The organism is Terriglobus sp. YAF25, assembly GCF_052113305.1.
Lineage (GTDB): Bacteria > Acidobacteriota > Terriglobia > Terriglobales > Acidobacteriaceae > Terriglobus.
On sequence record NZ_JBFRCY010000039.1, the window covers coordinates 1 to 14,154 of the forward strand.

The 14,154-nt window shown below is 55.8% G+C and carries 8 protein-coding genes, 1 tRNA gene and 1 pseudogene; 8 read left to right on the top strand and 2 right to left on the bottom strand.

Annotated features, from left to right (window positions below; genetic code table 11):
- Positions 1-145 precede the first annotated feature (145 nt).
- Positions 146-448 carry a YXWGXW repeat-containing protein gene (locus AB4043_RS02640; RefSeq protein WP_442301538.1) on the top strand — a complete coding sequence of 101 codons (303 nt, stop codon included), beginning with the start codon at positions 146-148 and terminating at the stop codon, positions 446-448.
- 113 nt (positions 449-561) lie between these two features.
- Positions 562-637, top strand: a tRNA-Ala gene (locus AB4043_RS02645).
- Positions 638-905: 268 nt separating this feature from the next.
- Here AB4043_RS02645 and AB4043_RS02650 read toward each other — a convergent pair.
- Positions 906-1,538 (bottom strand): TetR/AcrR family transcriptional regulator, encoded by a 633-nt coding sequence (locus AB4043_RS02650; RefSeq protein WP_442306450.1) that lies wholly within the window; start codon positions 1,536-1,538, stop codon positions 906-908.
- 142 nt (positions 1,539-1,680) lie between these two features.
- Here AB4043_RS02650 and AB4043_RS02655 point away from each other — a divergent pair, with 142 nt between their 5' ends.
- Genes AB4043_RS02655 through AB4043_RS02665 form a run of 3 tightly spaced genes read left to right on the top strand, consistent with a single transcriptional unit; the run spans position 1,681 to position 7,507 of the window.
- A complete protein-coding gene (locus AB4043_RS02655; RefSeq protein WP_442301540.1) occupies positions 1,681-2,883 on the top strand; it encodes an efflux RND transporter periplasmic adaptor subunit in 1,203 nt (400 codons plus the stop codon).
- Positions 2,884-2,895: 12 nt separating this feature from the next.
- Entirely contained in the window at positions 2,896-6,075 is a 3,180-nt protein-coding gene (locus AB4043_RS02660) for an efflux RND transporter permease subunit (protein ID WP_442301541.1), read from the top strand.
- Entirely contained in the window at positions 6,068-7,507 is a 1,440-nt protein-coding gene (locus AB4043_RS02665) for an efflux transporter outer membrane subunit (protein ID WP_442306451.1), read from the top strand. Before AB4043_RS02660 ends, AB4043_RS02665 begins: the two co-directional genes overlap by 8 nt.
- A 480-nt stretch (positions 7,508-7,987) precedes the next feature.
- On the opposite strand, the gene AB4043_RS02670 is transcribed toward AB4043_RS02665, so the two are convergent.
- Positions 7,988-9,226 (bottom strand): hypothetical protein, encoded by a 1,239-nt coding sequence (locus AB4043_RS02670; protein ID WP_442301543.1) that lies wholly within the window; start codon positions 9,224-9,226, stop codon positions 7,988-7,990.
- Positions 9,227-9,594: 368 nt separating this feature from the next.
- On the opposite strand from AB4043_RS02670, the gene AB4043_RS02675 reads away from it, so the two are divergent.
- The 3 genes and pseudogenes from AB4043_RS02675 to AB4043_RS02685 all read left to right on the top strand — a co-directional run.
- Entirely contained in the window at positions 9,595-9,843 is a 249-nt protein-coding gene (locus tag AB4043_RS02675) for a hypothetical protein (protein WP_442301544.1), read from the top strand.
- Positions 9,844-9,933: 90 nt separating this feature from the next.
- On the top strand, positions 9,934-12,582 hold the full coding sequence (locus AB4043_RS02680) for a CARDB domain-containing protein (RefSeq protein WP_442306452.1): 2,649 nt from the start codon (positions 9,934-9,936) through the stop codon (positions 12,580-12,582).
- 672 nt (positions 12,583-13,254) lie between these two features.
- Positions 13,255-14,154 (top strand): annotated as a pseudogene (locus tag AB4043_RS02685) (hypothetical protein); the annotation flags it as partial.

A 14,154-nucleotide genomic window follows, 5' to 3' on the forward strand; every position in this document is an offset into this window, starting at 1 on the left:
CACCGAAGGTTGCCTGAAATGTTCCCGTAACTGCAACTATTTTTGAGCCTTGCCGGCCAAAGCCGGCCCTCCGAGACCACGACTTTTCTGCCCGAGAGCCATTTAAATCGATATCGGGCCAAACGAGAGCCCGGAGGAGATGTCGATGAACAGAAAACTCATGCTCGCACTTTTAGGCGCCGCTCTTACCCTGTCCGCAGCCGCGGCAGAGGCGCAAGTCTATGTCCGTATTGGGCCTCCCCCACCCGTGCGTGAGGTCGTTCCCGTCCGTCCGGTCGGCCATCCGAACTGGATTTGGCAACCTGGTTATCACCGCTGGGACGGAGGCCGTTACGTCTGGGTTCCCGGAGCCTATGCCGCTCCGCCGCGCCCGCACGCGCGCTGGGTACCTGGCCACTGGGCTCGCCGCCCAGGCGGCTGGTACTGGATCGACGGCCACTGGAGATAAAGTCAACGCGGGCTGAAGGCGCTTCCTCGTCCTTCAGCCCGTCTGCCTTTGCCCACGCCGGGTTTGACTTGGTCCGCAAAGCAGGAGAAAATAAAGAAGTCCTTCCCGAGAGTGGGCCTGTGGCGCAGCTGGGAGCGCGCTTCCATGGCATGGAAGAGGTCATCGGTTCGATCCCGATCAGGTCCACCAAATAACCCCTTATAAATCAAGCAGATACCGAAAGTGGGCATTTCCGCTCGTCCATGGCTTTGTGTCATCTTGTGTCACTCGCGCAGAGCCTGCGCCGATTCCTGGCGCCCGTACCAACATTACCAATCGGGTTAAACGAGATGAGACCTTGATCTTGGAGTTCGATCCAAAGTCAGCGCGCGATTCTTGCGGGCATCAGCACGATTCAGAGACAGGCACCTTTTCGAAAAATGGCTCTCGCCGGCTGCGCGCGTCATACAGAGGAACGCTATCCGTTCCGCAAGGACTGCTTGCTGGGCCAGACCTGAAGCGCGAGCGTCCCGATCTTCAAAAGGGTTTCTTTGCTCGCACCCGCACGGGCTTGCAGCGACATCCCTAAGAGGGTCGTTCTGAAGAACGAGACCAGCAGACGAAGGTCTGTCGATTTTGGAATCTCTTTATCCCGCACTGCCTTCTCCAGCCGTTTCAACAAAACCATGTCGGAGMGTGCGCGAAGCCGATCCAACTCTTGTTGCAAGTGGTCGTACTTTGGAGAGCATGTTGGAAGAGCGAGGCAAAGCATGCAGCCACTTGGCTGATCTTTGCGAGTCAATTCGGCAGCAGTGATGCGAAACAGCTTCTCAAAACCCTCTTTCGCCGTTTTGCCTTCGATGACAGCAGCGTCAAAGACACTGCCTCTTCCTGTCCGGTAGTGGTTTACGGCCTCGAGAAATAGCGTCTCTTTATCACCGAACGATGAATAGAGGCTCGAGGTTTGGATGCCCATTGCGCTGGCGAGATCGTCAACGCTGGTCTGTTCGAATCCGCGGTTCCAAAACAGCAGCATGGCCGCGTCTAAGGCGACCTCTCTGTCGAACGTCTTTGGCCGTCCACGTTGACTCATGCCCGTGCCCCTTTTCATTGGAGCACACGTTTCAGAAAAAGTTGCAGCCTTCTGAATCCTCCGCGAGCCGCACACATCTATTTCTGAAACGACCGTTCTATAAAATGCCGCCAAGCCAGGCGAGACGCGAGAACGAGGCGACACGATTTTAGGAGACAACATGCAAGGCATTCTCAAAAGGGGATCATCGCTGGCGCGCACAGGGATGTGGTTGATCGCTTTGTCCGCTATCACCGTTGCTGCTGCCGGCTGCAAGCAGGCAGTACCTGAAACGAAGCCGAAACTAGCGGCGGCCCCGGTCGATGCGGCGCAAGTCATCACCAGGGATGTTCGCGTCTCCGATGAATTTAATGGCCGCGTATGGGCGACGAACTCCGTAGAGATCCGGCCGCGAGTCACGGGCTACATCGACCGCATTGCCTTCCGGGAAGGACAGGTGGTCCATAAGGGCGACCTGCTTTATGTCATCGATCCCCGGCCCTACAAGGATGCGGCAGATAGCGCCAAGGCTGGATTGGATAGGGAGCACGCGGCGGCAGACTTCGCGAAGATCCAGGCGGAGCGTGCGCAGCGGCTCAAGCAGCAGGACGCCGTCTCCCAGGAGGAATTACAGAACCGCAGCTCTGACCTGCTGCAGAGCGGAGCGCGGGTTAAAGCAGCGGAGGCAGCCGTGGCTTCCGCGGAGCTGAACCTCTCTTATACCGAAGTGCGCTCGCCGATCGATGGCCGCATCAGCCGAACACTGCTGACGTTGGGAAATCTTGCGCAGGCGGATCAAACCGTGCTGACATCGGTCGTTTCGGTGGACCCGGTTTATGTCTACTTCGACTGTGATGAACAAAGCTATCTTCGCTTCCAGCAAAGCTCGCATCGCGGAAGCGGGGTCGGCGCTGAGAATCCAGTCCGGGTTGCCTTGGCGAATGAGGCAGGTTTTCCGCATACGGGCCACATTGACTTCGTTGATAACCAGCTCAATCCGACCACCGGCACCATTCGAGCCCGTGTCGTGCTCGCAAATCCTGACCAGACATTGACACCCGGTTTATTTGCTCGTGTTCAGTTGCAGAGCGCCGCGCCTGCACAGGCGATCTTGATCGACGATAAGGCTGTTTTGACAGATCAAGACCGCAAGTATGTCTATGTCGTGGGAGAAGGGAACGTCGCGCAACGTAAGGACATCGTCCTGGGTGGCATGAGCGATGGACTACGGATTGTGAAATCTGGCTTGACGCCTCAAGACCGTGTAGTCGTGGGAGGTCTGCAACTGATTTATTTTCCAGGCGCCCCGATCACGCCAAAGGATACCGGCATGGAAGTCTCGACAGCGGGCCTGAACAATATCGCCTCTGCGGGAAAGAAATAAGAGGTCACGGCAATGAACATCTCGAAATTCTTCATCGACCGCCCCATCTTCGCGATTGTTCTTTCCATCATCATCTTTTGCCTTGGACTCATCGCGATCCCAATTCTTCCGTCGGGGCAATATCCTGAAGTCGTTCCGCCCAGCGTAGTCGTCCGTACGAACTATCCCGGCGCCAACCCCAAGGCGATYGCCGAGACAGTTGCCGAACCGCTCGAAGAAGCCATCAATGGCGTTGAAGGCATCATGTACATGAAGTCTGTTGCCGGCTCGGACGGCAGCCTTCAGGTCATCGTGACGTTTCGTCCAGGTGTCGATCCGGATACCGCGGCCGTTCGTGTACAGAACCGTGTCAGCCAGGCCCTGTCGCGTCTCCCAGACGAAGTTCGCCAGTTCGGCGTGACCACTCAGAAGCAGTCGCCGACACCATTGATGTATGTCGGCCTGCTCTCGAAGAAAGGTCACCACGATGCGCTATACCTTCGGAACTATGGCGTCCTTCATGTGAAGGATGAGTTGTCGCGGCTGAATGGCATTGGCGATGTTCAATTGCTGGGTTCCGGCGATTATTCCATGCGGGTATGGCTCGATCCGAACCGCCTGGCATCGCGCGGTATCACATCGGACGACGTTGTAAATGCCATCCGGGAACAGAACGTGCAGGTGTCCGCAGGCCAGCTTGGTGCTGAACCTTCGCCAAAGAAGCCTGACTTTCTCACCTCGATCAACGTTCGCGGGCGACTCACAACGCCGGAAGAGTTCAGCAATATTGTGCTGAAGTCCGGCTCAAACGGGCAGGTGGTTCACCTGTCAGACGTCGCACGCGTAGAGCTCGGGTCAAGTGACTACACACTCCACACCTACCTCGATACTCAGGACACCGCTATCGTCGGTATCTTCCTGACGCCTGGGGCGAACGCGCTCGGTGTTGCAAAAGAGGTCTATGCCAAGCTGAAGGAGTTGTCGAAGGCATTCCCGGACGATATGGACTATAAAGTCATCTGGGACCCGACGGAATTCATTCGGGATTCGATTGATGCGGTGCAGCACACACTGATCGAAGCTGTATTCCTGGTAGTTCTCGTTGTCATCGTATTTCTGCAAACATGGAGGGCTTCGATCATCCCGTTGATCGCAGTCCCCGTTTCCATCGTCGGCACCTTCGCGTGGCTCTATATCCTGGGCTACTCGATTAACACTTTGACCCTCTTCGGCATGGTCCTGGCGATCGGGATTGTGGTGGACGACGCAATCGTCGTAGTCGAGAATGTTGAGCGGTTCATCGAACATGGGCTCACTCCACGAGAGGCTGCTCATCAGGCGATGAAGGAAGTTTCGGGGCCTATCATCGCGATTGCTCTCGTCCTGTGCGCAGTGTTCGTTCCGATGGCTTTCCTTACCGGAATCACGGGCCAGTTCTACAAGCAGTTCGCTGTGACCATTGCGATCTCAACGGTCATCTCCGCAATCAATTCACTCACCCTTTCTCCGGCCCTTGCGGCGAAACTTCTACATACACCGGGCGCTCAAAAAGACTGGCTGGCGCGCGCTATCGATGCTGCTTTCGGCTGGTTCTTCCGCCCCTTCAACCGGCTCTTCAAGAGCAGTTCTGAAGCGTATCAAGGTGCTGTTGGGCGGAGTTTCCGCTTCCGTGGCGGTGTCTTTCTGATCTACTTCGTGTTGATCGGCTCGATCTACCTGTTGTTCAACAACGTGCCCGGCGGCTTCATTCCGACCCAGGACGAACTGTATCTCTTCGGCGGAGCGAAGTTGCCCGAGGGGGCATCGCTGGCACGTACGGATGATGTCCTCAAGCAGATGGTGAAGGCGGCGCATGAAGTCAATGGTGTCGAAATGCTGCCGGCGATGTCTGGCTTCAACGCGCTGCAAAGCGCAAATACACCAAACCTGGCAACCTCTTACATTCGCCTCAAAGACTTCAAAGACCGTCACGAGACGGCTCAGCAGATCCTGGTTGAGCTCAATCAGAAATATTCCCGCATTCCAGGTGCGATCGCGTTTGCCCTGATGCCGCCACCGATCCAGGGACTCGGCAATGGATCCGGGTACTCGCTCTATATCGAGGATCGCGCCGGACTTGGTTATGGTGCTCTGCAGAGTGGGTTGGCAGCATTTCAGGCTGCAGTCTCGCAGACTCCGGGCATGACCTATCCGGTCTCTTCCTATCAATCGAATATTCCGCAATTGGAAGTTCAGGTCGATCGGGAGAAAGCGAAGACGCAAGGTATTTCGCTCTCCGATGTCTTCAACACGCTCCAGAGCTATCTCGGTTCCATCTACGTGAACGACTTCAATACCTTCGGTCGCGTGTATCGCGTGATGGTGCAGGCGGACGCTCAATTCCGCCAGCGGCCTGAAGACATCACAAATCTTCGAGTGCGGAATGGAACCGGGGAAATGGTTCCGATTGGCTCGATCGCGACCATCACACAGACATTTGGCCCGGATCCCGTCATGCGCTACAACGGCTATCCCGCTGCCGATCTCATCGGCGACGCCGATCCGCGTGTGCTGTCATCGGGTCAGGTCATCGAGAAGCTCAACGAGATTGCGAAGAAGACACTGCCTCCGGGCATGGTGCTGGAATATACGGACTTGAGCTATCAGCAAACGACGCAAAGCCATTCTGCCGCGATCGTATTCCCGTTGGCGATTCTTCTCGTCTTTCTCGTTCTGGCTGCGCTGTACGAGAGCTGGACACTGCCGCTCGCCGTTATCCTTATCGTCCCCGTGTGCATCTTTGCAGCTCTCTTCGGTGTGTGGCTCACGGGAGGCGACAACAACATCTTCGTCCAGGTTGGTCTCGTGGTGCTGATGGGCCTCGCCTGCAAGAATGCGATCCTGATCGTCGAATTCGCTCGCGAACTCGAGATGCAGGGCATGACGACGATAGAGGCTGCGCTCGAGGCCTGCCATCTGCGTCTCCGCCCCATCATCATGACCTCCATCGCATTCATTGCTGGTTCGGTTCCATTGCTTCTCAGTCACGGTGCAGGCAGTGAGGTCAGAAAAGTAACCGGCATCACCGTGTTCTCAGGAATGCTCGGAGTCACGTTGTTCGGACTGTTCCTAACGCCAGTCTTCTACGTGGTGCTGCGGAAATTGAGCGGGCAAAGGCTCCACAGTCATAACGAAGAGAGCTTTGAAGAAGAGGTAGAGGTAAGCCATGTCTAAAGTCCTGTTTGCAGCACTCGTGCTTTTCGGGACTCTCGGTTGCTCTGTCGGTCCGCGCTATAAGCAACCGAGTGTTTCTCTTCCGAGTCAATTTACTGCTCCGTCGACGGCTGGTTCGGCCGACACAAGCGTCAAGGCGGAGCCATCTGACCCGGAGTTCTGGCACAGTTTTCATGACCAGGAACTGACGAACCTCATCGAACGGTCGCTCTCGGCTAATAACGATCTCCGTTCGGCTCTCGCCCACTATGACGCTGCGTCCGCTCTTTTACGCCTCAGCAAGTTCGACAAGTATCCGACAGTTACTGCCAGTGAGGATGTTGGACGCCAAAAGCTCGCCGCCAATCAGGCGTTTGGATATCCGCGCAACTATCGCTATTCCACCTCGTCGATCAATGCCAGTTGGGAACTCGATTTCTATGGCCGTATTCGCCATAACGTCGAGGCCCAGCGTCAGCAATTCCTTGCGAGCGGGAATGACCTTGCTGCAATGCAGGTTGCCATCGCGGGAGAGGTGGCGACAACTTACATCGACCTTCGCGGCCAGCAGGAGCGCCTCCGTGTGGCTCGACRGAACGCCGCCAATCAGGAGCGAACCGTAAAGCTGGTAGAGGCGACTTTCACCGCCGGCCGCRGAACTCAATTCGATACGGCCAGAGCTCGTGCGTTGTATGAAAGTACGACCTCTCGCATTCCGGCGCTTCAATCCGCGATTGCGGTCGATGAGCATCGCCTCGCCGTCCTGTGCGGTCAGTCGCCTGATGCTCTCGTCAGTGAGCTTGAGATTGAAAAAACACTTCCGGATCTGCCCGAGAGCATCGATCCAGGAACTCCGGCGGATCTCGTGCGTCGTCGTCCTGACATCAATGCCTCCGAGCAACGGCTCCATGCGGCAACCGAGCAGATTGGCGTCAACACCGCCGACCTGTTTCCTCGCGTGAACTTCGGCGGTCTGCTGGGTCTGATGCAATATCACTCCGACACAGCTTTCGACGGCGTTAGTCCAACGAATCTCGCGGGACTCAGCATCGACTGGTCCTTTCTGGATCGAGGCAGGGTGAAGGCCCGCATTGCAGCCAGCCGTGCAGATGGAGATGCCCAGCTGGCCCAGTATCAACAAGCGGTCTTGTTGGCGCTTGAAGATGTTGAGAACGCACTTGTGAGATACGCGCGCTCGCGTGAGCAGGATGCCGCACTCCGGCAGGCTGCTCTCGACAGTAAGCGGGCTGCGGATCTGGCAAATGTCCGGTACAAGGAGGGCGCGACCGGTCTTCTCGACCTGCTGGATGCACAACGTGTGCAGCTACAGGATGAGGACGCGTATGCAACGAGTCATTTGGAGAGCGCATCCGACGCCGTCAGCCTCTACAAGTCATTAGCTGGTGGCTGGCCTCAACGGCAGCCGCAGCCCATACGATCCGGAAGGCCATAAAACGGATCTGAATCGCCTTCTTATAGATGCCTCTTTCTTTCCCTACAGTACACCTACAGGGAAAAGGCTCGGGCATTCGAAATGCGACACCGCGAAGACTGGCGGGATGGATGCATCAGCGTAAGAGTCGGAGCTAATTGGGATGACCGTAGAACGGCTCTGGAGTCCCCGGTAGGATGAGGAAGCGAAGGCCCCCGATCTTTTGGGGGCCTCGAATGGAAGGATTGATTGTGCAGATATTGTGGAGTTCAGGTCGTAGCCGGTAACCTGAACTTTGTCGCACGACAACACTACATGAAATCCATACGATTCGGAAAAGTTTCGGATGAGCGTATGGCTTTTCTTGGCAGCGAACGAGAGGCAGTCAGCGTGAACCTGGCCCTTGCGTGCACAGCCTAAACAACCAGAGCATTTTCCCTGTTGCTGTGTGGCCCGGAAGAGGCGTGCAGTGGCCTGATTCGACTGGGATCTGCCAGAGTATTACCAAGAATAACTGGCTTCAATTCGGGGCTGACCGGAATGGTTGTTTACTGTTTTTGCGCTAAGAACGGCTTCAAAGTTCTTATCCCCCTTCTTCGCGTTGGAGGAACCGAATAGCTGAGACAGGAAAGCAGGATCGGTCAGAACTTGAGCGGCGTTGATGTTGTTTCCGCCGGCGATGCCTGAGACGATCACCACCGGTTGACCCAAGTTGGGATCCCTGTACCGGCCGACGATCGCATAGTCCACAAAATCATTGGTTGCCAACTGCTTTTGTCGATTGACAACCCATTTCGACTCCGACCTCGACTCACCATCCTCAATCCAATAGCTCGTCATGTCAGGATCGTTGCCGAAATGGAATCGGAGTGGCTTAAGCAGTCGCAGTGCCCACGAATTGCAAAAGGCGCCGATTACTACGACAGGGCCGTTCCGAAGATCCGTGATCGTGACCTGACTTTCATCGCGCACGACGTAAGGAACGTGATGCGCGTGGAGATAGCCCGTGACGATAATCAGCGACTCCATGTCGTCAAACGTCACCGTGTTGATGCCTTGTTCCTGCGACATGTCCAAGGTCGATTCCCGCGCGGGATTTTCGGCGTCTCGGATGTACATCGTCGAATATGGATGACCGGCAACGAGTACGACGACCGGCGTGCTGGTATGCAGCAGAGGTTCCCAAAAAGAATCAACAGCTGCTTCTCCAGAGGATCTGCGGCTCAGCAGAAAGACGGATGCGAAGATGACCACGACCAAAGCTGGAAATCCTGCCCACAGCCAAAAAGTGTAACGGGGGCGAGCCGTAACCTGCTGAGGCGTCTCCGGTAGGGTGCCGGCGGAAGGCGCTTCCGCAGATGCTGCCGGCGTCTCGGACGCGGGCTTAGGCTCCTCTGTGGATGGCCAATGGAAGGCCGGAGTGTATGCGCCCACGGGAAGTGTGAAGCGTAGTTCTCGCGCGTGCTCAGGTTCCTGGTAGTAGAGCGCGAGCCGCTTTCTGAGTTCCGAAGCGGCCACGCGGACCGTCGAGTCAGTCGCAGGATCGTAGCGCCTTCCTTTCCCGAAGACCTCCGTGCCCACATTTCTTTCTTTTAGCTGGTCGCCTTCGCCCCGCACCGTCTTCTCGACGATGTGCTTCAGGAAAAGCACGAGCCGTGGACTTTGCCGCAGGAAGCGATGGCTTACCAGGCGTTGCAATTCTTCGTTGATCGCGGCCGAATCTGGGATGGTGTTGTCCATAACGTCTCTCAGTACCCACACCGAAGGCCCTCAAGAAGTTGAAGGGCAACGAGCAGTTATTCCCTAACAATCAACAACTTACGCCTCATATTTAACGGTTAGCGATCGTGTGGCTAGCAGTATACAGCTTACGGATTTAGGGCGACAACGCGTCGAATGGCCCGCGACAAAAAAAGAGACACTCTTGGAGCACCGAAAGAACTTTGAAGTTGCAAGTCGATTAGACATCCACCGTCGACGTTCTTCATCGCGTCACCAGTTTGACAACTCGTTCTACCGCGTCCAGCGGGGTATTTCCCCGAACACTGTGGGACAAAGCTCAGAAAGATCCGAAGGAGGCTCAGGTGCGGGGGAGGCGGATAGCAATCATGGGTAGGAAGGCATCAGTAATTTTGATTTTCATGCTGGCCTTGTCGGAAAGCACGGTCTTTGCGAAAGGCCCCGGCGCCTCGGTTTCGATTCTGCGTATGACCCATCCGGTTCTCACGCAAAGGAGCGTTCCTTCGACGATGGTGCAATATGGCCCGGTTACAGACGTGACGACACGATTGACACCGAAGGCGTCAATGAAACTCGATCTTCCGAATCATCCGATTCTTATCCTGATTTCCCCCTAGCTGGCGAAGCGAAGCAGCGCATATTCGCGCGATAGGCTCTTGTCGTTTCGTAAACGAACTCAGATAGCAGCTGTGCATCGAGGAATAAATATGAAAGTAATATGGCAGATTATCGATATCCCGGGAAAAAGCCCCAATCATGGAGCGTCGCGGAACAGCTTTCTTAATCTCATCCAACTTGCGGTATGTCTATTCTTCCTAGTGGGTCCGTCACAGGCGATATGCCAAAGCCTCCCCGACCTGGTTCTCACGTCGGCCTCTTATGATCCTTCCACCGGCCTTTACAGCGCCGTCATCAAGAATCAAGGCACGGCGGCGACGCCGTCGGCTACGGCAATTCCAGTCTCGTTCCTGGTAGACGGAACGGGCCGGACCTGGGCCGGAGGATGGGGGCCGCTCGCTGCTGGAGCCACGCAGACGGTAAGCTCAGCCGCTGGCTCCAGCGGCGGTGGACCCTACAACATCCCAGGTGGCAGCACCCACACAGTTACAGCTATAGTCAACCGCGCCGCCAGTATCACCGAGTCTGATACTTCCAACAATAGCTTTTCGTTCACTGCTGGTCCTGACTTGGTGGTCACTGCGGTCACCTATAACGGCTCAACCGGAATCTTCGGCGCAACCATCAAGAATCAGGGTGCGTTGGCTACTCCGTCCACTGGAACGATTCAGGTTTCGTTCCTGGTGGATGGGACCTCGCAGACGTGGGCCAGCGCCACAAATCCTCTTGCGGCGGGAGCGAGCGCAACTGTTAGCTCGATAGCCGGTTCCAGTGGCGGCGGTCCCTACAGCATTCCCGCGGGTACACATACGGTCAGCGCCGATGTCAATGCTTCCGCGGCTTTCCCAGAGACGGACACGACAAACAACACGTTGGCGCAATCCGTCACCCTCGCACCGGACATGGTGATCAAAACCGTTTCCTACAACAGTTTCACCGGGAACTTCAGCAGCACGATCACGAATAACGGTACGGCCCCAACGCCCAGCGGTACCGACGTCAATATTAATTATTCGGTAGACGGAACTTATGAGACGTGGGCGGGCGTTGTTGGCCCTATACCAGCATGCACCTCGCTCCTCTTGAATACGGCGTCGAAGGGCGGCCCATACACTATTTCCGTCGGCACGCATTCAATCCTTGCAGACGTCAATCCGGCTAATCTTTTCGCCGAATCCAATACGACGAATAACAACTTTACACAGAGCGTTACCGTGAATGCAGCATCCACTCCATTACCTGACGTGATCGTGACGTCTTTATCCTATGACACATCCACAGGCCTGTTCACTGCAGTCATTAAGAACCGCGGATCTGTTGCGACGCCGTCTAGCACGGCCATCGCAGTGTCTTTCCTGGTGGATGGTACAGGGCGCACATGGGCGAGTGGTTGGGGGCCTCTCGCCGCAGGAGCATCGCAAGCTGTAAGCTCTGCACCAGGCGCAAGCGGTGGAGGCCCGAGCCTTCGGCATATTCGCGACGTTATGCATGCCTCGATCGACGTCGGAAAGCTGCAGCAGATCAGCGCCAACAATGGCGCCACTTACGACGTGTTCGTGAATGCTGATCTGGCGGCTGACTACGGCTATATCTCAAGTAACTCAAGCATTGTGGAAGCTGTTGAGGGTTTCAACGAACCTGAAAACTTCTCGCAGACGTATGGCGGTCACACCGGCATCGCTGCCTCGGTATCAGGACAGCAAGATCTTTGGGCGGATATGCAGTCCGCTAGCAACACGCAGAACATCATCGTCAACAGCATGGCGCTCGGGAATCCGCTGGATGCGTCGGGAGTCGGTGACATCTCCTCCTACACGAATCAGATTTCTTCGCATGTGTACCCGGCTTTCTACGGCACCTCAGGAGAGTCGACCTTCAATACGATGCAGACCATTCTTTCGGAGAGTATGCCCATCGCGCCAAATCACCCAGCGGTAATCACGGAGGCCGGCTGGTGGACTGCTCCTGGGGTGAGAGGCACAACAGAAGCAGCCCAGGCGAAGCTCACCCTGTCCTTTTTATTGGACGCCTCTCTGCAAGGTGTAACGCGGAGTTATCTGTATGAACTCCTGGATGAACATGTGCCGATGCCCAGCAGTACAACCGCCAGCATGGCGTCGGTAGGCAGTGTATTCGGTCCCATCCAACTGGCAACAGGACTACCGAACATGGCCCCTGGCACCACCATCGCTATCTCCCACGATGGCTCGAACTACATGTGGGGTACGGTGTACAGCTATAACAGCTGCACGGGCGACACCGCCATCACGGTCACGAAAGAGGTCGGCAGCGGAACGTACTCGTCTTGGAGCGCTACAAACAGCGAAGATACCTTTGGTCTCTTCCACTTTGATGGCACGAATGTTTCCCCAAAGCAATCAGCCACTGCCCTTCATAACCTGGCGACAATTCTGGCCGATCCAAACGGTTCCCCGGGCACGTTGTCAGGGACAAAAGTGTTCACTCTCTCAGGAATGCCGGCGTTGGGCAAGAGCCTTGTCTTTGAGCGCAGCGATGGAGCATTCATCGTTGCCTTGTGGCGGGACGACCCTATTTGGGACAACAACGGAAATGAAATTACTGTGACACCCGCGACCGTCACTCTAAGTCCGAGTGTAGCGCCAAGCTCCATGTCCATTTTCGATGCGACAGTGGGTACGGCAGCCACCTCGACCACGACGGCGACTTCCATATCCGTCAGTCTCGGAGACACACCGCAGTTTGTACTGATCCAGTGAAACCGGAAGCAACTTACAGCGACCGCGCAACGGATCAAACAGATCGTTGAACTGCTGCAGGGAGGCAGCTTTGATGCGCAGCCAAAGTCTTCCGCCTCGACGGAGGAAACGTGAGCTACTGCGCGATGAGCAATGTACTGCGGCCAGCGGCGGCTACTGGGTGTATCACGGTGCCGCCGTCCCTCCGGTTCAAGAGGCGGATGTAACCTTTTGTTACCTGGTGTTTTATTGGACTATAGACGTCTTGGTTGGGGGGCGACGGTGGGGGAAACAATGCGAGGCTTTTACCATAGGTGAATACGCCTAAGGCTTACCTCTGCAGCCGTTCAGGCGGCTTAAATGTAGCGACCCGGCGCCGTGTTCCCTCATCCAACTTGACTTGCTAACGCCCATCTCAGGCATCTTTTCCGTTCAGAGGATTCTCGCTGTGCCTCGCCCGGCTTTGTTGGCCCATGGTTTGAAGCGTCAGATCCGGATCGATTTTGTCCGCCTTTGAGCTCAGAATCGAGACCGGACAAGCCATGATGATTTCGTTACTTGTAACAGTAACGACCGGTTACTAGACGGACGTAATTCGAGCCGACCAGACTGTCATGCTGTACCGGAATCCCGATTTTTTCTGAGTTCAAAAGAGCGCTGATGGATTCCGGAATCTGCACTATTTGAGAGGCAATGATGAACAGATTTTCTCTACGCTTTTTCGGCGTGGTTCTCTCCCTTGTCTGCATGGTGTCATCCATCCGAACGCTTCATGCTCAGGTCGCCACGGGTAGCATCAGTGGCAGGCTTACAGACAGCACCGGAGCTCTTGTCCCTAATGCGAACGTTACGGTAGTTCGGGTTGATTCGAATCTGACCATTCACGGCAAGAGCAACGCCATCACTCCAGGAGGCAGCTTCGGTGCTGGTGTGAGCAGTGCACGAGGCGCCCTTGTCGCGGCAGCCACGAACAATTTTCAAGCGAATGGAGGTATTGGCGGGTCCAATGAGATTTATCTGGATGGCATTCCGATTACGGTCTGCTGCCAGGGACAGCCGGCCGTTACCGTGACCGCGGAAACCGTCAATCAGTTCAAGGTGATTACTTCTAGTCCAGGTGCTCAGTTCGGCCGCTCCAGCGGCGGATTTCTGAATATCGTAAGTAAGCAGGGTGGGAATAAGTTTCACGGCGACATCTATGAGTTCTTTCGGAATGACCAGATGAATGCGGCCGATTTTTTTCAGAAGAGGTCAGGCACAGTTCCCTTCGTCGGTCGCAACGACTTCAGGCCGCCGCTTCGTTTCAATCAGTTCGGAGGTTTTGTCAGCGGACCTGTGATGATCCCTGGAATTCACCATGGAGATCCGGCGACGTTTTTTACCTTTGGATATGAAGGGATTCGCAAAATCGCATATGCACGATGGGTACTCACGGTTCCTACAGTGCTCATGCGGCAAGGAATCCTTACCGAGAACACGGATGTCGTTTACGACCCCTATAGCACACACCTTGTAGGGACCACCTATACGCGCACTCCACTGCCTGCAGGGTGCAATGCTGGTGGATGCTTTGCTGCCGGCAAAGGAGTGGTC